Annotated in this window: 16 protein-coding genes; 12 read left to right on the top strand and 4 right to left on the bottom strand. The window is 63.7% G+C overall.

Features of this window, described 5'->3' with window-relative positions; genetic code table 11:
• The first annotated feature begins 48 nt into the window (after positions 1–48).
• The 12 genes from mtgA to pyrF all read left to right on the top strand — a co-directional run bounded on the left by mtgA (position 49) and on the right by pyrF (position 12,818).
• Positions 49–777, top strand: coding sequence for a monofunctional biosynthetic peptidoglycan transglycosylase (gene mtgA / locus DSC91_RS23190; protein WP_115781054.1), 729 nt, complete (start codon positions 49–51; stop codon positions 775–777).
• A gap of 511 nt (positions 778–1,288) precedes the next feature.
• The gene (locus DSC91_RS23185) at positions 1,289–2,269 is read left to right on the top strand and encodes an IclR family transcriptional regulator (protein ID WP_115781053.1); all 981 of its coding nucleotides are present in this window, start codon (positions 1,289–1,291) and stop codon (positions 2,267–2,269) included.
• Positions 2,266–3,327, top strand: a complete 1,062-nt coding sequence (locus DSC91_RS23180) for a 2-dehydro-3-deoxygalactonokinase (RefSeq protein WP_115781052.1) — start codon at positions 2,266–2,268, stop codon at positions 3,325–3,327. Before DSC91_RS23185 ends, DSC91_RS23180 begins: the two co-directional genes overlap by 4 nt.
• 39 nt (positions 3,328–3,366) lie before the next feature.
• A complete protein-coding gene (locus DSC91_RS23175; RefSeq protein ID WP_115781051.1) occupies positions 3,367–4,047 on the top strand; it encodes a 2-dehydro-3-deoxy-6-phosphogalactonate aldolase in 681 nt (226 codons plus the stop codon).
• Positions 4,044–4,862 (top strand): SDR family oxidoreductase, encoded by an 819-nt coding sequence (locus DSC91_RS23170; protein WP_115781050.1) that lies wholly within the window; start codon positions 4,044–4,046, stop codon positions 4,860–4,862. Before DSC91_RS23175 ends, DSC91_RS23170 begins: the two co-directional genes overlap by 4 nt.
• A 195-nt stretch (positions 4,863–5,057) precedes the next feature.
• Complete coding sequence (locus tag DSC91_RS23165) at positions 5,058–6,056, top strand: arabinose ABC transporter substrate-binding protein (RefSeq protein WP_115781049.1); 999 nt, start codon at positions 5,058–5,060, stop codon at positions 6,054–6,056.
• A 224-nt stretch (positions 6,057–6,280) separates the two neighbouring features.
• Positions 6,281–7,816, top strand: a complete 1,536-nt coding sequence (gene araG, locus DSC91_RS23160) for an L-arabinose ABC transporter ATP-binding protein AraG (protein WP_115781048.1) — start codon at positions 6,281–6,283, stop codon at positions 7,814–7,816.
• 54 nt (positions 7,817–7,870) lie between these two features.
• On the top strand, positions 7,871–8,887 hold the full coding sequence (araH, locus tag DSC91_RS23155; RefSeq protein ID WP_115781047.1) for an L-arabinose ABC transporter permease AraH: 1,017 nt from the start codon (positions 7,871–7,873) through the stop codon (positions 8,885–8,887).
• Between the two features lie 40 nt (positions 8,888–8,927).
• A complete protein-coding gene (locus DSC91_RS23150; protein ID WP_115781046.1) occupies positions 8,928–9,728 on the top strand; it encodes an SDR family NAD(P)-dependent oxidoreductase in 801 nt (266 codons plus the stop codon).
• The gene (locus DSC91_RS23145; protein ID WP_373291897.1) at positions 9,719–10,639 is read left to right on the top strand and encodes an SMP-30/gluconolactonase/LRE family protein; all 921 of its coding nucleotides are present in this window, start codon (positions 9,719–9,721) and stop codon (positions 10,637–10,639) included. Before DSC91_RS23150 ends, DSC91_RS23145 begins: the two co-directional genes overlap by 10 nt.
• A gap of 207 nt (positions 10,640–10,846) precedes the next feature.
• Positions 10,847–11,899, top strand: a complete 1,053-nt coding sequence (locus DSC91_RS23140; protein WP_115781045.1) for an aldose 1-epimerase — start codon at positions 10,847–10,849, stop codon at positions 11,897–11,899.
• A gap of 103 nt (positions 11,900–12,002) precedes the next feature.
• The gene (pyrF, locus tag DSC91_RS23135; protein WP_115781044.1) at positions 12,003–12,818 is read left to right on the top strand and encodes an orotidine-5'-phosphate decarboxylase; all 816 of its coding nucleotides are present in this window, start codon (positions 12,003–12,005) and stop codon (positions 12,816–12,818) included.
• 221 nt (positions 12,819–13,039) lie between these two features.
• On the opposite strand, the gene DSC91_RS23125 is transcribed toward pyrF, so the two are convergent.
• The 4 genes from DSC91_RS23125 to thiL all read right to left on the bottom strand — a co-directional run bounded on the left by DSC91_RS23125 (position 13,040) and on the right by thiL (position 15,763).
• Positions 13,040–13,552: a cupin domain-containing protein gene (locus DSC91_RS23125; RefSeq protein ID WP_115783449.1), complete on the bottom strand. Its 513-nt coding sequence runs from the start codon at positions 13,550–13,552 to the stop codon at positions 13,040–13,042.
• A 53-nt stretch (positions 13,553–13,605) separates the two neighbouring features.
• Positions 13,606–14,106 (bottom strand): CinA family protein, encoded by a 501-nt coding sequence (locus DSC91_RS23120; protein WP_115781042.1) that lies wholly within the window; start codon positions 14,104–14,106, stop codon positions 13,606–13,608.
• 96 nt (positions 14,107–14,202) lie between these two features.
• Entirely contained in the window at positions 14,203–14,775 is a 573-nt protein-coding gene (locus tag DSC91_RS23115; protein ID WP_175171960.1) for a phosphatidylglycerophosphatase A family protein, read from the bottom strand.
• Positions 14,765–15,763: a thiamine-phosphate kinase gene (thiL, locus tag DSC91_RS23110; RefSeq protein WP_115781041.1), complete on the bottom strand. Its 999-nt coding sequence runs from the start codon at positions 15,761–15,763 to the stop codon at positions 14,765–14,767. The genes DSC91_RS23115 and thiL overlap by 11 nt, the downstream gene beginning before the upstream one ends.
• Between the last annotated feature and the right edge of the window lie 162 nt (positions 15,764–15,925).

Here is a 15,925-nt window from a genome sequence, read left to right as displayed (position 1 = left end):
TTACTTTCCAGAACACGCCGACTCACTGACTCGAGGAATCCCGGCACGATGACAGCAACGCGGCGCGCGAGCCGGCCAGGTCCGGTGCGATGGGTGTTTTATCTGGGCGCCGTGGCGGCGATCGCGTGGTTCGCGACGCAGGCGTTTTACTTCGCGCAGATCGCGGTGTGGAATTACGTGAATCCCAGGTCGACGGCTTTCATGCGATCGGACGCATGGCGCCTGTCTGCGGATCGGCCGGATCTTTCGGTGCAGCATACGTGGGTGTCGTACGAACAGATCTCGCACAATCTGAAGCGCGCGATTATCGCCTCCGAAGACGCGAACTTCGTCAATAACAACGGCTACGAGACCGACGCCATTTTGCAGGCGTGGGAGAAGAACAAGGCCAAGGGCAAGATCGTTCGCGGCGGCTCGACGATTACGCAGCAGTTGGCGCGGAATCTTTTTCTATCCCGTGAAAAGAGCTATATCCGCAAGGGGCAGGAGCTGATCATTACCTGGATGCTCGAAACCTTGATGGATAAGCAGCGGATCTTCGAGATCTACCTCAACTCCGTCGAGTGGGGGAATGGCGTTTATGGCGCTGAGGCGGCCGCGCATTATTACTACAAGACTTCCGCCGCCAAATTGACTGCCGGGCAGTCGGCCCGGCTGGCCGTGATGCTGCCGCAGCCGAAGTATTTCGATGAGCATCGCGGGTCGGCCTACCTCAGGCAGCGCGCCGGGGTGATCGCTCGCAGGATGGGCGCCGCGGAATTGCCGGATTCACAGTGACGTTCCCATCGGCGCATTACGCCGCCGACATGCTTCGCTGACCCAGGTCGCCCGACTCGCAGTCTCGTGCGCGGCGCGTCAGCGAGAAGCGCAAATACGCCAGAGTAGCAATCGTGTCCGTCGGCCATTCGGCTCGCAGCGGGCGAGCCGTCACGGCTGATCAACCGATTCATCCACCCACCCGAAGCAAGCGCGCTCCTTTGAGCGCCGTCATCTATCGACGCGTCCGTCCTTGTCTAATTTTCCCAATATATGAATCAAACACTCACATATTGGAGCTTTCTGAAAAACCGCCCTACAATCCAACCCAACACGCACCGTGAGCCGAAAAAACCGGCTGCGGACAGCGACAGCAAGAAAAAAACCGGAGACAAGCCGAACCATGCCTAAGACCCAAAGGCAGCAACCGCATACTCGCGCCAGTGGCAACACGCACCGTGCCGCGAGCAAAGCAGGCCTCCTCTCCGGCCCCGCGCTGCAAGCGCAAAAAACTACCTGAAAGCGAATCGCCATGAACAAAGCGATGCCCACTCACGTCGTAAGCGAGTCTGACGCCGACCTGGCGCCGCAGGCCGATCGCGCTTCCAGCGCCGCGCCGCGGCAGGCTGCCAACGCGGCGAAAGCTTCACGCGCCGGCGTCCTGCATCCGCCCGTGGCCGACGAGATCGCCTTGCCCAGCACGTTGCTCGATATCACGCCGCAGCAGGCCGGCACGCAAACGCTGCTGCGCGGTCTGGCGATTCTGGAAGCCGCCGCCGCCGGTGTGCGCGATCTGCGCACCTTCGGCGCCGCGCTCGGCACGACCCGCAGCACCACGCACCGGCTGGTGAGCAGCCTTGTGCAAGCGCGCTATCTGCGGCAAGTGCAAGGCGGCTATCTGCTCGGCCCGAAGCTGATCGAACTCGGCACCATCGCGCTCGAACAGATGCCGCTCACGGCCGTGGCCCGGCAGCATCTCGAATCGCTTGCCGAGAAAACGCTCGACACGATCCACCTCGGCGTGCGCGACGGCGACGACGTGCTGTACATCGACAAGATCCCCGGCACCCGCGGCCTCGAAATGCGTTCGCGCGTCGGTCACCGGATGCCGCTGGCGTCGACGGGTATCGGCAAAGCCATGATGCTCGACCTCACGCCGGACGTCTGGCAGTCGCTCTTCGAAGCATCGCGGCGTGCGCTTGCCGGCGTCAGTTTCAAGCCGGACAACCGTCCCGACGCGCAGACTTTCATGCAGCGCATGACCAATTACGCCGCCGGCGGCTACACCTTCGACCTCGAAGAAAACGAGGCGTCGATCCGTTGCGTCGCGGCGCCGGTGCGCGACGCATCGGGCGCGGTGGTGGCGGCGCTGTCGGTGGCGAGCACGATTCCGTATATGTCGCTCGAACGCATGGATGAACTGATTCCGGTCGTGCAGCGCGAAGCGCGTGCGATCTCGGAAGAACTCGGCTGGCGCGCCCCGCAACCGGCAACCCGCAGGATCAAGCGATGAAGCGAGCGGCCTCCCAGACGCAAGCGGTTAATCCAGTGCACGACACCGCCGCGGTCGCCGACGCCAACCTCCAGCACGCCGCGCTCATTGCGCTCGACTGGGGCACGACCTCGCTGCGCGCGTATCTGTACGACGCAGCCGGCGAAGTGCTGGCGACGCGGGCATCGACGGCCGGCATCATGAATCTGCCGCATAGCGCCGAGCAAGGCGGCTTCGACGCCGCCTTCGACGATGCGTGCGGCGCCTGGCTCGAACAGGCGCCCTCCGTGTCGGTGATCGCGGCCGGTATGGTCGGCAGCGCGCAAGGCTGGGTGGAAGCGCCCTATGTCGACGCGCCGGCAAATGCCGATGCGTTGGTGGCCGGCATCGTCCGTGTGCAAGCTGCGTGTGGTGTGACGCTGCACATCGTGCCGGGCGTCCTGCAGCGCGGCGAGCTGCCCAACGTGATGCGCGGCGAAGAAACCCAGATTTTCGGCGCGCTGGGGCAGGACGCGGGTGCGGCCGACAGCGGTAAGCGCGCACTGATCGGTCTGCCTGGCACGCACGCGAAATGGGCCGTGGTGCAGGCGGGCCGCATCGAACGTTTTCATACCTTCATGACGGGCGAAGTGTTCGCGGCATTGCGCGAGCACACCATCCTCGGCCGCACGATGATGACGCCGGATCGCCCGGATACCGCTGCGTTCCTGCATGGCGTGAACATTGCCCGCGACAAAGGTCAGGCGGGTCCGCTGGCAACCGTATTCAGCGCTCGCACGCTGGGTCTCACCGGGCAACTCACGCGCGAACAGCAGCCCGACTATCTGTCGGGATTGCTGATCGGGCACGAACTCGCCGGTCTCGAAGCCGTGCTGGCGCAGCAGCAAAACTCGCTTGCCGGCCAGCATCTGCGTCTGATCGGCAACGAAGCGCTGTGCGAGCGCTATCGCGTGGCACTGGTGCAATTCGGCTGCACTCACTCGGAGCTGGTGAAGCACGCCACCGAGCGCGGCTTGTGGCGCGTCGCCACCCAGGCGGGGCTCGTCAAGCCCATGCCCCAAGCGGCGCATGTCGACTAACCGGCAGCGCCGCCGCTCATGAAACAAGGAACCGACGACATGCAACCTCACATCAATCTGCCCGCCCCGTACATGCCGCATGCCGGGTTGATCGCGGCGTTCGAGGTCTGTCCGCTGATCGCGATCATGCGTGGCGTGACGCCCGCCGATGCTGCCGAGCACGGCCAGGCGCTGTACGAAGCCGGCTTTCGCATCGTCGAAGTGCCGTTGAATTCGCCGCAGCCGTTCGACAGCATCGCGGCGATCCGCAAGGTGTTGCCGGCCGATGCGATCGTCGGCGCGGGCACGGTGCTGCATCCGAGTTTCGTCAACGACGTGAAGTCGGCGGGCGGCGAGCTGATCGTGATGCCGCATAGCGATCCGGAGGTCGTAGGCGCGGCGAAAGCGCAAGGCATGGCTTGCGCGCCGGGCGTCGCGACGCCGAACGAAGCCTTCATCGCGCTGAAAAACGGCGCGGACGTGCTGAAGATGTTCCCCGCCGAACAACTCGGCTGCCAGGTTGTGAAGGCGTGGCGCGCGGTGATCGCGGCGGAAGTGCCGCTGGTGCCGGTCGGCGGAATCACGCCGGACAACATGGGCCCGTTTTTGAGTGCCGGCGCGAACGGTTTCGGCCTCGGCTCGGCGCTGTACAAACCGGGGCAGAGTGTGGCGGTGACCGCCTCGCACGCAAAAGCTTTCATCAACGGGTTGCGCATCGCGCGGGCGGGCGCGAAGAAATGAAGCGGCTCGCCGACAAAGTCACGTTGATCACCGGCGCCGGGCGCGGCATCGGTGCGGCGATCGCTCTCGCGTTTGCGCGTGAGGGTGCGGCGGTCGTGCTGGCGGAGTTGGATATCGAAACGGCCGAGGGGACCGCCCGCGAAATCCGGGCGGCGCTTGGCGCAAGTGTAGATGGCACGCTTGGATCGCACGGATCGAGCGAAGTAAAAGTGCTCGCGGTGCAGACGGACGTGACGCAACCGGCGTCGGTTCAGCACGCGGTGAGCGAGGCCGAACATGCGTTCGGCGCGCTCGACGTGCTGGTCAACAACGCCGGCATCAACGTGTTCCGCGACCCGCTGACAATGACAGACGACGACTGGCGGCGTTGCTTCGCGGTCGACCTCGACGGTGTCTGGAACGGATGTCGCGCGGTGTTGCCGGGCATGGTCGAACGCGGCGCGGGCAGCATCGTGAATATCGCTTCGACGCACGCCTTCAAGATCATTCCGGGATGTTTTCCGTACCCGGTCGCGAAGCACGGCGTCATCGGCTTGACGCGCGCGCTCGGCATCGAATACGCGCCGCGCAACGTGCGGGTCAACGCGATCGCGCCGGGGTACATCGAAACGCAATTGACGCACGACTGGTGGAACGAACAAGCCGATCCGGCCGCCGCGAAACAGGCGACGCTCGATCTGCAACCGATGAAGCGCATCGGCCGCCCGGAAGAAGTGGCGATGACAGCGGTGTTTCTCGCCTCGGACGAAGCGCCGTTCATCAACGCCACCTGTATCACCGTGGATGGCGGCCGCTCGGTGCTGTATCACGACTGAACGTAGTTGAACGCCGCGGAGCAGCGCGCGACAGCAAGCGGGAAACGAAGCACTAAAAGAAACACGAAGCGAACAAGCAGCAAGAACAAAGCAGCACAGTTTCACCGGACGACGCGCTGGCCGCGTGTGTCACACCCGGTACAAGAAGACGCGGCCGATACCTTCTCGTTATCAATTAGTCAGGAGACACGCATTATGAAACGAAGAATTTTCCTCACGCTGGCAGCAGCGGCGGCGGGTGTGCTCTTCAACGCACCGGTCGCGCAGGCCGCCGATCCGGTGAAGATCGGCTTCCTCGTGAAGCAACCGGAAGAACCGTGGTTCCAGGACGAGTGGAAGTTCGCCGAGATCGCCGCCAAGGAAAAGGGCTTCACGCTGGTGAAAATCGGCGCGCCGTCGGGCGAGAAGGTGATGAGCGCAATCGACAACCTGTCGGCTCAGAAAGCGCAAGGTTTTGTGATCTGCACGCCCGACGTCAAGCTCGGACCGGGCATCGTCGCCAAGGCCAAGGCTGACGGCCTGAAGATGATGACGGTCGACGACCGCCTCGTCGACGGCGCGGGCAAGCCGATCGCATCGGTGCCGCATATGGGCATTTCGGCGTACAACATCGGCAAGCAGGTGGGCGACGGGCTGGCTGCGGAAATCAAGAAGCGCGGCTGGGACATGAAGGACGTCGGCGCGATCGACGTGACCTACGAACAGCTGCCGACCGCGCATGACCGCACCAGCGGCGCGACCGACGCACTGGTCGCTGCCGGCTTCCCGAAGGCCAACATCATTGCCGCGCCGCAAGCGAAGACCGACACGGAAAACGCGTTCAACGCCGCCAACATCGCGCTGACGAAGAACCCGAACTTCAAGCACTGGATCGCTTATGCACTGAACGACGAAGGCGTGCTCGGCGCGGTGCGCGCAGCGGAAGGCCGCGGGTTCAAGGCGGACAACATGATCGGTATCGGCATCGGCGGCTCGGAATCGGCATTGAACGAGTTCAAGAAGCCGTCGCCGACGGGCTTCTTCGGCACGGTCATCATCAGCCCGAAGCGCCACGGCGAAGAAACCTCGACGCTGATGTACGACTGGATCACGCAAGGCAAGGAACCGCCGATGCTCACGCTGACGACCGGCATGCTGGCTACGCGTGACAACGTCGCCGATGTGCGCCAGAAGATGGGCCTCGCGGCAAATTAAGCGGCTGTAGCGTAGTCGAATGAAGTGAACTGCCGGTGCGTCGTTTCGCCAGGGATTGGGCGCGCCGGCAACAGCAATACAAGATCGGCAGTTGAGACAGACCGTGTTTGCCGGTGGCGTGACCGCCTCGCAAAACACGCACGGTTCACACGAAGCAGCAATTAACTTGCATGGGACCGGAGTAAGAGCGCGAAGCGCTAACTCCGGTCGACAGAGGAGGCGAAGTGTCAGCGACGCTACGTTTTGACAATATCGGCAAAGTCTTTCCAGGCGTGCGCGCGCTCGACGGTGTGTCCTTCGACGTCAACGTCGGCCAGGTGCACGGCCTGATGGGCGAAAACGGCGCGGGGAAATCGACCCTGCTGAAGATTCTCGGCGGTGAATACCAGCCCGATTCGGGCCGCGTGATGATCGACGGCAATGAGGTGCGCTTTACGAGCGCGGCATCGTCGATCGCGGCGGGGATTGCGGTGATTCACCAGGAACTGCAATACGTGCCCGATCTGACGGTCGCGGAAAATCTGCTGCTCGGCCAGTTGCCGAACTCGCTCGGCTGGGTCAACAAGCGCGAGGCCAAACGCTTCGTGCGTGAACGCCTCGAAGCGATGGGCGTGGCGCTGGATCCGAACGCGAAGCTGAGAAAGCTCTCGATCGCGCAACGGCAGATGGTCGAAATCTGCAAGGCGCTGCTGCGCAACGCACGCGTCATCGCACTGGATGAGCCGACCAGCTCGCTGTCGCATCGCGAGACCGAAGTGCTGTTCAAGCTGGTGCGCGATCTGCGTGCCGACAACCGCGCGATGATCTACATCTCGCACCGCATGGACGAGATCTACGAGCTGTGCGACGCCTGCACGATCTTCCGCGACGGCCGCAAAATTGCTTCGCATCCGACGCTCGAAGGCGTGAAGCGCGACACCATCGTGAGCGAAATGGTCGGACGGGAAATCGCCGATATTTACAACTATTCGGCACGGCCGCTCGGCGAAGTGCGCTTCGCGGCGAAAGCGATCGAAGGACATGCGCTCGCGCAGCCGGCCAGCTTCGAGGTGCGGCGCGGCGAGATCGTCGGCTTCTTCGGTCTGGTGGGCGCCGGGCGCAGCGAACTGATGCATCTGGTGTATGGCGCGGATCACAAGAAGGCCGGCGAAATCGTGCTCGACGGCAAGCCGATCAAGGTGCGCAGCGCGGGTGAAGCGATCAGACACGGGATCGTGTTGTGCCCGGAAGACCGCAAGGAAGAAGGCATCGTCGCGATGGCGACGGTGTCGGAGAACATCAACATCAGTTGCCGTCGTCACTATCTGCGCGCGGGGATGTTTCTCGACCGCAAGAAAGAAGCGGATACCGCCGACCGGTTTATCAAGCTGCTGAAGATCAAGACGCCGAGCCGCCGCCAGAAGATTCGTTTCCTGTCGGGCGGCAACCAGCAGAAGGCGATTCTGTCGCGCTGGCTGGCCGAGCCGGATCTGAAGGTGGTGATTCTCGACGAGCCGACGCGCGGAATCGACGTCGGCGCGAAGCATGAGATCTACAACGTGATCTATCAGCTTGCCGAACGCGGCTGCGCGATCGTGATGATTTCGTCGGAATTGCCGGAAGTGCTCGGCGTGTCCGACCGGATCGTCGTCATGCGCCAGGGGCGGATTTCCGGCGAGCTGGCGCGTAAGGACGCAACGGAACAAGCCGTGTTGGGCCTCGCCTTGCCGCAGAGCTCGACTGCGCTGCCCGGAACCGCAGCCGCCCAGCAAGCGGCCTGAACATTATTTGGACGAAAGTCCGGCAACCCGTGGGGAACGGGAGGAGTCTTCAACATGCAAGCCAGAGAAAACCTCGCGCAACAAGCCGCAAAAAGTGCGGCCGAAGCGCTGATTCCGCAGGGCAACGATAAGGCGAAATGGTGGCAGCAGATCACCGAGTACAGCCTGATCCTGATCTTCGTCGTGATGTTCATCACGATGTCGCTGACGGTGGACCACTTCTTCTCGATCGAGAACATGCTCGGTCTCGCCCTGTCGATTTCGCAGATCGGCATGGTCGCGTGCACGATGATGTTCTGTCTGGCGTCGCGCGATTTCGACTTGTCGGTGGGTTCGACGGTCGCGTTCGCCGGTGTGTTGTGCGCAATGGTGCTGAACGCGACCGGTAACACGTTCATCGCCATCATCGCGGCGGTGGCGGCGGGCGCCGTGATCGGCTTCGTCAACGGCGCGGTGATCGCGTATCTGCGTATCAATGCGCTGATCACGACGCTCGCAACGATGGAAATCGTGCGCGGTCTCGGCTTTATCGTGTCGCATGGGCAAGCCGTGGGCGTATCGTCGGATACGTTTATCGCGCTCGGCGGTTTGAGCTTCTTCGGCGTGTCGCTGCCGATCTGGGTCACGCTGCTGTGCTTTATCGTGTTTGGCGTGATGCTCAATCAGACCGTGTATGGCCGCAATACGCTGGCGATCGGCGGCAATCCGGAAGCCTCGCGTCTGGCCGGTATCAATGTCGAACGCACGCGCGTTTATATTTTCCTGATTCAGGGCGCCGTCACCGCGCTGGCCGGCGTGATTCTGGCTTCACGGATTACATCGGGTCAGCCGAATGCGGCGGAAGGTTTCGAGCTCAACGTGATTTCGGCTTGCGTGCTGGGCGGCGTGTCGCTGCTCGGCGGTCGCGCGACGATCTCCGGTGTCGTGATCGGCGTGCTGATCATGGGAACTGTTGAGAACGTGATGAACCTGATGAACATCGACGCGTTCTATCAGTACCTCGTGCGCGGCGCGATCCTGCTCGCCGCCGTGCTGCTCGATCAGTTGAAGAACCGCGGCTCCCGGGATTAAACCCGCGGCTCACCCACCTTGTTCTAAAAGGAATCGAACGATGTCGTCTCCGGCCAATGCAAACGACCGCCTCGCGGACAACGCGTTTGCCCGCTATCCGAGTCTCGTTGATCGAACGGTGTTGATCACGGGCGGCGCGACCGGTATCGGTGCATCGTTCGTCGAGCATTTCGCGGCGCAGGGTGCGCGCGTCGCGTTCTTCGATATCGATGCGACCGCGGGTGAAGCGCTCGCCGATGAACTCGGCGATTCGAAACACAAGCCGCTGTTCCTGCCCTGCGATCTGACCGATATCGACGCGCTGCAAAAGGCGATCGCCGATGTCAAAGCCGCACTCGGTCCGATTCAGGTGCTGGTGAACAACGCGGCGAACGACAAACGCCACGCGATTGGCGACGTGACGCGCGAGTCTTTCGACGCGGGTATCGCGGTGAATATCCGCCACCAGTTCTTCGCGGCGCAGGCCGTGATGGAGGACATGAAAGCCGCCAATGCGGGTTCGATCATCAACCTGGGCTCGATCAGCTGGATGCTGAAAAACGGCGGCTATCCGGTGTACGTGATGTCGAAATCGGCGGTGCAGGGTTTGACGCGCGGCCTCGCGCGCGACCTCGGCCACTTCAATATCCGCGTCAATACGCTCGTGCCGGGTTGGGTAATGACGGAAAAGCAGAAGCGCCTGTGGCTCGACGACGCTGGCCGTCGCTCGATCAAGGAAGGCCAGTGCATCGACGCTGAACTGCAACCCGCCGATCTTGCCCGCATGGCGCTGTTCCTCGCAGCCGATGACAGCAGGATGATCACCGCGCAGGACATCATCGTCGACGGAGGCTGGGCGTGAGTGCGGGTTCGAATGCGGGTTTGCCTGCACATGACGCGGCGCTGCTGCTCGACACCCAGTGCACGCTCGGCGAAGGCGCGACGTGGTGCGCGAGGACCGAGCGCTTCTACTGGAACGACATTGAAGGCGCGCGGCTGTGGCGCCATGACGCGAGCGACGGCGGCAGCACGTTCTGGCGCATGCCCGAGCGTCTCGGGAGTTTTGCGTTGTGCGCCAATCCGCGCTATCTGCTGCTCGGATTGGCGACGCATCTGGCGTTCTTCGATCTGGCAACCGGCGAGACGCAGCGTATCGTCGACGTCGAACCTGGCTTGAACACACGTGTGAACGACGGCCGCTGCGATCGTCAGGGTCGTTTCGTATTCGGCACGAAAGACGAGGGCTCGCCGCTGCAGGCGATCGGCGGGTTTTATCGTCTGAACCACGATTTGTCGCTGGAGCGTTTGCCGTTGCCCGCACCGGCGATTTCGAACAGCATTGCGTTCAGCCCCGACGGCGCGACGATGTACTACTGCGACTCGCCGACGCGTGAAATTCGCGTCTGCGACTATCTCGCGAACGGCGGCATCGCCAACGACCGCGTGTTCACGAGATTGACGGACGCGACCGGCGAACCCGACGGCTCGACCGTCGACCGCGACGGCGGTGTGTGGAACGCGCAATGGGGCGGCAGCCGAGTGGTGCGGTATGGCCCCGATGGCGTGGAAACCGGGCGTGTCGACGTGCCGACCGCGCAGCCGAGTTGTGTCGCGTTTGGCGGCCCGGAACTGGACACGCTTTACATCACGAGCGCGCGTATCGATCTCGATGCCGCCGCGCTCGCGGGCGATTTCCATGCGGGCGGCGTGTTCATCGCAACGCCCGGGCAACAAGGTTTGCCCGAGCCGGTATTCCAGGGCGCGCCCGCATAGCGCAGAATGACGCAGCCTCAGTCGCGAGGCCGCGGAGTGCAGTCGAGCCGTAATCTTGAACATGAATCAGCCGTTGATGTCGCAAACCCAGTGCCAGCAAATCGGCAGCATGCAGTTCGGACCCAGAGGCGACCGGTGCAAAAAAATCGCCCAACAGCATCCGTCAGCAATGACGGCCATGTCCCACGCCTCTCGATGGAGCCAGATATGACTGTTGCGAATCCTGTTTCCGCCTCTTCTCAGAGCCGGCGCGCGCGACTCAACGCGGCGGCCAATCCGGTGCTTCCGGGTCCCAGTACTTCCGCGGTTGCGGTCGGTGAGACGAGCGGTGGCGAACTCGCTTGCATCACGCTTGCCAACGCGCATTTGCGCCTCGACGTCGCGCCGACGCTCGGTGGCGGCGTCACCCGCTTCGACTGGCGCAACGATGGCGCGCTCACGCCGATTTTCCGGCGCTGCCGTCATGTCGCCTCGGATACCCAGCCGAACCAGCTGGCCTGCTATCCGCTGCTGCCGTATTCGAACCGGATCGGCGGCGGTCAATTCAATGTGGCGGGGCGGCGCGTCGAGGTGCCGCAAAATCGCGCCGACGAACCCTTGCCGATTCACGGCGACGGTTGGCTCTCGGCCTGGCAGGTCGCGGAGTCGGACCGTGAAAGGGTCCGGCTGACGCTCGATCGCCACGACGGCAAACCGTACGCGTTCCGCGCGACGCAAACCTATACGCTGGACGGTCCCACGCTCGTCATCACGCTGGACATCGAGAATGCCGGCCGCGAGGCGCTGCCTTTCGGGCTGGGCGTGCATCCATTTTTCGTGCGTGACGCCGATACCGAGCTGTCGGCGGCGGCCGGCGGACTGTGGCTCTCCGGCGACGACTGGCTGCCGGTGCGCCATGTGCCGGCACCGCCCGCGTGGCAATTCGGCGTTGCGTATCCGCTGCCGGAGACCATCGTCAATCACGCGTTCACGGGCTGGAGCGGGCAGGCGGCAGTGGTGTGGCCGAAACGGCGCCTGTCGCTGAATATCGCCGCCGACACCGACTACTACGTGCTGTACACGCCGCCGCGCGAAGACTTCTTCTGCTTCGAGCCGGTCGACCATCCGATCAACGCGATGAATCTGGCGGGCGGCGCGTGCGAGAACGGGATGACGATGCTCGCGCGCGGCGAACGGCTCACGCGCACGTTCCGCTTTACCGTCGAACGCACGGGTTTGCGCTCGATGCCGGGCGCGCGTAGTTCGCGGCGGCGGCAGTAGAGGCGAGCGGGGCGGTACGGAACGGGCGCACGCGTTCCGGCCCGCCGTGCAGGACAGGTAAAATACGCGCCTCTTCCGTTATCGGCTCGCCGCGAGACTCACCATGTCCAATTTCATTCAGACACTCAACGACGCCTGGCGGCGCACGAACTCGCTGCTGTGCGTCGGCCTCGATCCCGAGCCCAGCAAATTCCCAGGCGCGCTTGCCGGCCGCCCCGAAGCGATTTTCGACTTCTGCCGCACTATCGTCGATGCGACCGCGCCCTATGCGTCGTCGTTCAAGCCGCAGATCGCCTACTTCGCCGCTCATCGCGCGGAAGACCAGCTCGAGCAACTGATCGCGCACATTCATGCGAACCACCCGGGTCTGCCGGTGATTCTGGACGCGAAGCGCGGCGATATCGGCAGCACCGCCGAGCAGTACGCGCGCGAGGCCTTCGAGCGCTATCAGGCGGACGCGGTGACAGTGAATCCGTATATGGGTTTCGATTCGATCGAACCGTATCTGGAGCATGAGGGTAAGGGCGTGATCGTGTTGTGCCGGACCTCGAACGCAGGCGGTTCGGACCTGCAGTTCCTGGAGACGGGCGGACGTCCGCTGTATCAGGTCGTCGCGCAACTGGCGGCGGACAAGTGGAACGCGAGCGGGCAGTTGGGACTCGTGGTCGGCGCGACTTTCCCGAAGGAAATCGAAGTGGTGCGTGGGATCGTCGGCGATATGCCGCTGCTGATTCCGGGCATCGGCGCGCAAGGCGGCGACGTCCAGGCGACGGTCAACGCCGGCCGGACGGCGAACGGCACGGGCATGCTGATCAACTCGTCGCGGGCGATTATCTACGCCGGCAAGGATGACGATTTCGCGGAAGCAGCAGCGAAAGCCGCGATGGCAACGCGTGACCGGATCAACGCGTTCCGGTGATGGATGGCGGCCGTCGTGAGCGACGGCCTTAGAATCGATTTCAGTTTTGCTCGGACGGGTCAAGTGGCCGGCTTGAATCTTTGTCTCTGCCGAGGCTGTTCAGGCAAACGGTGGCAGCCTTGGCGTTTTGTTGATTCTCATGCTGCCGCTAGTCGTAGCTTTTGCGTCTGTCCAAGCTGATCAAGTGGCCGGCTTGAGCCCCTGCCTTCGGCGGATGCTGGTCAGGTAATCGGCCCCAGCCGCTCGATAAACGCCGCATGCTGCGGATGCTGCGCCTTCAATGCCTCGACATCCGCCAGCTCGAACTCGCTGAATTCAAACCCCGGCGCGACCGTGCAGCCCACCAGCGCGAACGTCGCCGGGTCCGCGCATTCCGCGGCAAACCACAACCCCGCGGGCACCACCGCCTGAAATACCGCATCCGAATGCGTCAGTGCGTTGCCCAACTTGTGCGTAATCAGCGAGCCTGCTTCGTCGAGGACGTGGACATTCAACGGCTCGCCGGCATAAAAATGCCAGACCTCGTCGGACTTGATCCGATGCCACGCCGAATGCGCGCCGTCACAGAGCAGGTAGTAAATCGCGGTGGACGCCGAGCGCGTCTGCGTTGAACCGTCAGCGCGGAGCACGGATTCCGCGGACCGATACGTCTCGCTGAAAAATCCCCCTTCCGGATGCGGCTTCAGATCGAAGCGGCGGATCAACTCGTCTTTGGCTGCTTGCGAAGTCGGCATATTGGCCATCGTAGGCGGCGCCTCAGGTTTTGAACCAGACGCTGATGTTCACGTTAATGTTCGCGCTCGTCGAGCAAGGCCAGCAGGCCGCGCAACGCATGCGCGGCGGCCTGCACGCGAATCTTCTCGCGGTCGCCCTTGAAGACCTTGGTTTCCACCGACGTATGGAGCCGATTGCTCCAGCCGAACGACACCATGCCGACCGGCTTCGTTTCCGTCCCGCCGCCCGGGCCGGCAACGCCGGTAATCGATACGGACACCTGCGCGCGACTGTTGCGCAGGGCGCCCTCGGCCATCGCGCGGGCCACCTGCTCGCTGACCGCGCCGTGCTTTTCGATCAGGTCGGCCGGCACGCCGATCATCTCGGACTTCGCCTGATTCGAATAGGTGACGAAGCCTCGGTCGAACCAGCCGCTGCTGCCGGAAATATCGGTGATCGCGGTCGCTACCATGCCGCCCGTGCAGGATTCGGCGGTGACGAGCATCAGGCGTTCGTCGCGCAGGCGGTTGCTTACGCGAATCGCAAGCTGGTGAACCACGGAATCGGTAGGCATGGCGTCAATCCGGAAAAACGGGGAACTGCTGCGGGAGGCAGTCGGCCACCGGTGCCGGCGCGCAGCTACGCGCCGGCGCCGGCCAACGGCCAACGGTTAAACCGACATGCGCCAGAGCGCAATCACGAGCAATGTGAAGAACGCGGCGACCAGGTCATCGAACATGATGCCAAAGCCACCTTTCAGTCGGCGATCGAAATAGCCGATGGGCGGCGGCTTCACCATGTCGAAGAAACGGAACACGACGAACGCGGCGAACTGCCCGGCCAGCGTGACCGGCGTGACCATCAGCAGCACCAGCCAGAACGCGATGATTTCATCCCAGACCACCGGCGACGGATCGTCGGTGCCCAGTTTCTTCGCGGTAAAACCGCAAATCGCAATGCCGCCGAAAAACCCGGCGACGATCAGCACGCCCCACTCGAGCACGGTCAGATAACGGCTCAGGACGGTGAACGAAGCCCAGGCGAACAGCGTGCCGACGGTGCCCGGCGCAATCGGCGACAAGCCGCTGCCAAAACCCAGCGACAGCATGTGCAGCGGATGCGACAGCATGAAACGCGCGGTGGCGCGGCGCGGCTGAGGACGCGGCGCGCGCGGGCCGGACCCGTTGGGCTGCGGATGGCCGATCAGATCGTCGGTGGGAACCAGCGGGGGATCAGTCTGCATGGAAATGGTCGAAGCCTTGCAACGTCAGAGTAAGCGGCGCGCCGGCGGCATCGCGCCAGCCGATCGAGGGGCGGTCGGCCGCCGTTTGGAGAGCGCTTATTGTACCGATGCGGGTGACGGGTACGGCGACCTCGCGGCCGGCCGCTTCGACCTTGGCGCGCGCCGCAACCGGCGCGGTAAAGCACAACTCGTAGTCGTCGCCGCCGGCCAGCGTGCAGCGCCGCTGGATCTCGGGCGAGAGGCGGCGTAGCGCGGCCGAACGCGGCACGGCGTCGACGTCGACCGTGGCCTGCACGTCAGAGCGCTTGAGGATGTGCAGCAGATCGCCGGCAAGTCCATCCGATAGGTCGAGCGCTGCGTGCGCGATGCCTCGCAACGCGAGACCAAGGAAGACGCGCGGCTCCGGGCGCTCGAGGGCGCGACGAAACGTCGCAGTGTCGCCGGCATCCGCTGGCCACTCGGCGCGCATGACGCCCAAGCCCGCGCGTGCGTCGCCGAGCGTGCCGGAGATCCAGATGTCGTCGCCCGGTTGCGCGGCGTCGCGGCGCAGCGCAACGTGCGGCTGCACGCTGCCGAAGACGGTGATGCACAGATTCAACGGCCCGCCGGTCGTATCGCCGCCGATCAGATCGCAGCCGTAGCGCTCAGCCAGCGTGAAGAGGCCATTGCTGAAGGCGGCGAGCCACGCTTCGTCGGCTTTGGGCAAGGAGAACGCCAGCGTGAACGCCTGTGGCGTTGCGCCCATGGCGGCCAGATCCGACAGGTTCACCGCGAGCGCCTTGTGACCGAGCGCCTCGGGATCGATGTCGGGAAAGAAGTGGCGGCCTTCTACCAGCATGTCCGTCGATATCGCCAGCATTTCTCCCGGGCGCGGCGCAAGCAGCGCGCAGTCGTCGCCGATGCCGAGCGCGCCTTCCGCGACACGGGTCGACACAGCGGCGGCGCGGCGGGTGAAGAAGCGATCGATCAGCGAAAACTCGGAGAGCATGGTGGCAATGGATGAACGGGTAAGTGCAACGAAAAACCGCTAACGGCGCGCATTGTACGGAGATGTCTGCGGGTAAACACTCTATTCGCACTCAACTCCGATTCAACTGGCGGCTGGCCCAAAGCGCGCCGAGTCTGCCTTTCGCTATGTTTCAGTCGCGGC

It is taken from the genome of Paraburkholderia caffeinilytica, from assembly GCF_003368325.1.
Taxonomy (GTDB): Bacteria; Pseudomonadota; Gammaproteobacteria; order Burkholderiales; family Burkholderiaceae; genus Paraburkholderia; species Paraburkholderia caffeinilytica.
This window is presented reverse-complemented; position numbering and strand designations above follow the sequence as displayed.

Bases quoted from the DNA above. Each gene is read 5' to 3' on its own strand.
- mtgA (WP_115781054.1), top strand. From the start codon at position 49: ATGACAGCAACGCGGCGCGCGAGCCGGCCAGGTCCGGTGCGATGGGTG.
- DSC91_RS23185 (WP_115781053.1), top strand. From the start codon at position 1,289: ATGAACAAAGCGATGCCCACTCACGTCGTAAGCGAGTCTGACGCCGAC.
- DSC91_RS23180 (WP_115781052.1), top strand. From the start codon at position 2,266: ATGAAGCGAGCGGCCTCCCAGACGCAAGCGGTTAATCCAGTGCACGAC.
- DSC91_RS23175 (WP_115781051.1), top strand. From the start codon at position 3,367: ATGCAACCTCACATCAATCTGCCCGCCCCGTACATGCCGCATGCCGGG.
- DSC91_RS23170 (WP_115781050.1), top strand. From the start codon at position 4,044: ATGAAGCGGCTCGCCGACAAAGTCACGTTGATCACCGGCGCCGGGCGC.
- DSC91_RS23165 (WP_115781049.1), top strand. From the start codon at position 5,058: ATGAAACGAAGAATTTTCCTCACGCTGGCAGCAGCGGCGGCGGGTGTG.
- araH (WP_115781047.1), top strand. From the start codon at position 7,871: ATGCAAGCCAGAGAAAACCTCGCGCAACAAGCCGCAAAAAGTGCGGCC.
- DSC91_RS23150 (WP_115781046.1), top strand. From the start codon at position 8,928: ATGTCGTCTCCGGCCAATGCAAACGACCGCCTCGCGGACAACGCGTTT.
- DSC91_RS23140 (WP_115781045.1), top strand. From the start codon at position 10,847: ATGACTGTTGCGAATCCTGTTTCCGCCTCTTCTCAGAGCCGGCGCGCG.
- pyrF (WP_115781044.1), top strand. From the start codon at position 12,003: ATGTCCAATTTCATTCAGACACTCAACGACGCCTGGCGGCGCACGAAC.
- DSC91_RS23125 (WP_115783449.1), bottom strand. From the start codon at position 13,552: ATGCCGACTTCGCAAGCAGCCAAAGACGAGTTGATCCGCCGCTTCGAT.
- DSC91_RS23120 (WP_115781042.1), bottom strand. From the start codon at position 14,106: ATGCCTACCGATTCCGTGGTTCACCAGCTTGCGATTCGCGTAAGCAAC.
- DSC91_RS23115 (WP_175171960.1), bottom strand. From the start codon at position 14,775: ATGCAGACTGATCCCCCGCTGGTTCCCACCGACGATCTGATCGGCCAT.
- thiL (WP_115781041.1), bottom strand. From the start codon at position 15,763: ATGCTCTCCGAGTTTTCGCTGATCGATCGCTTCTTCACCCGCCGCGCC.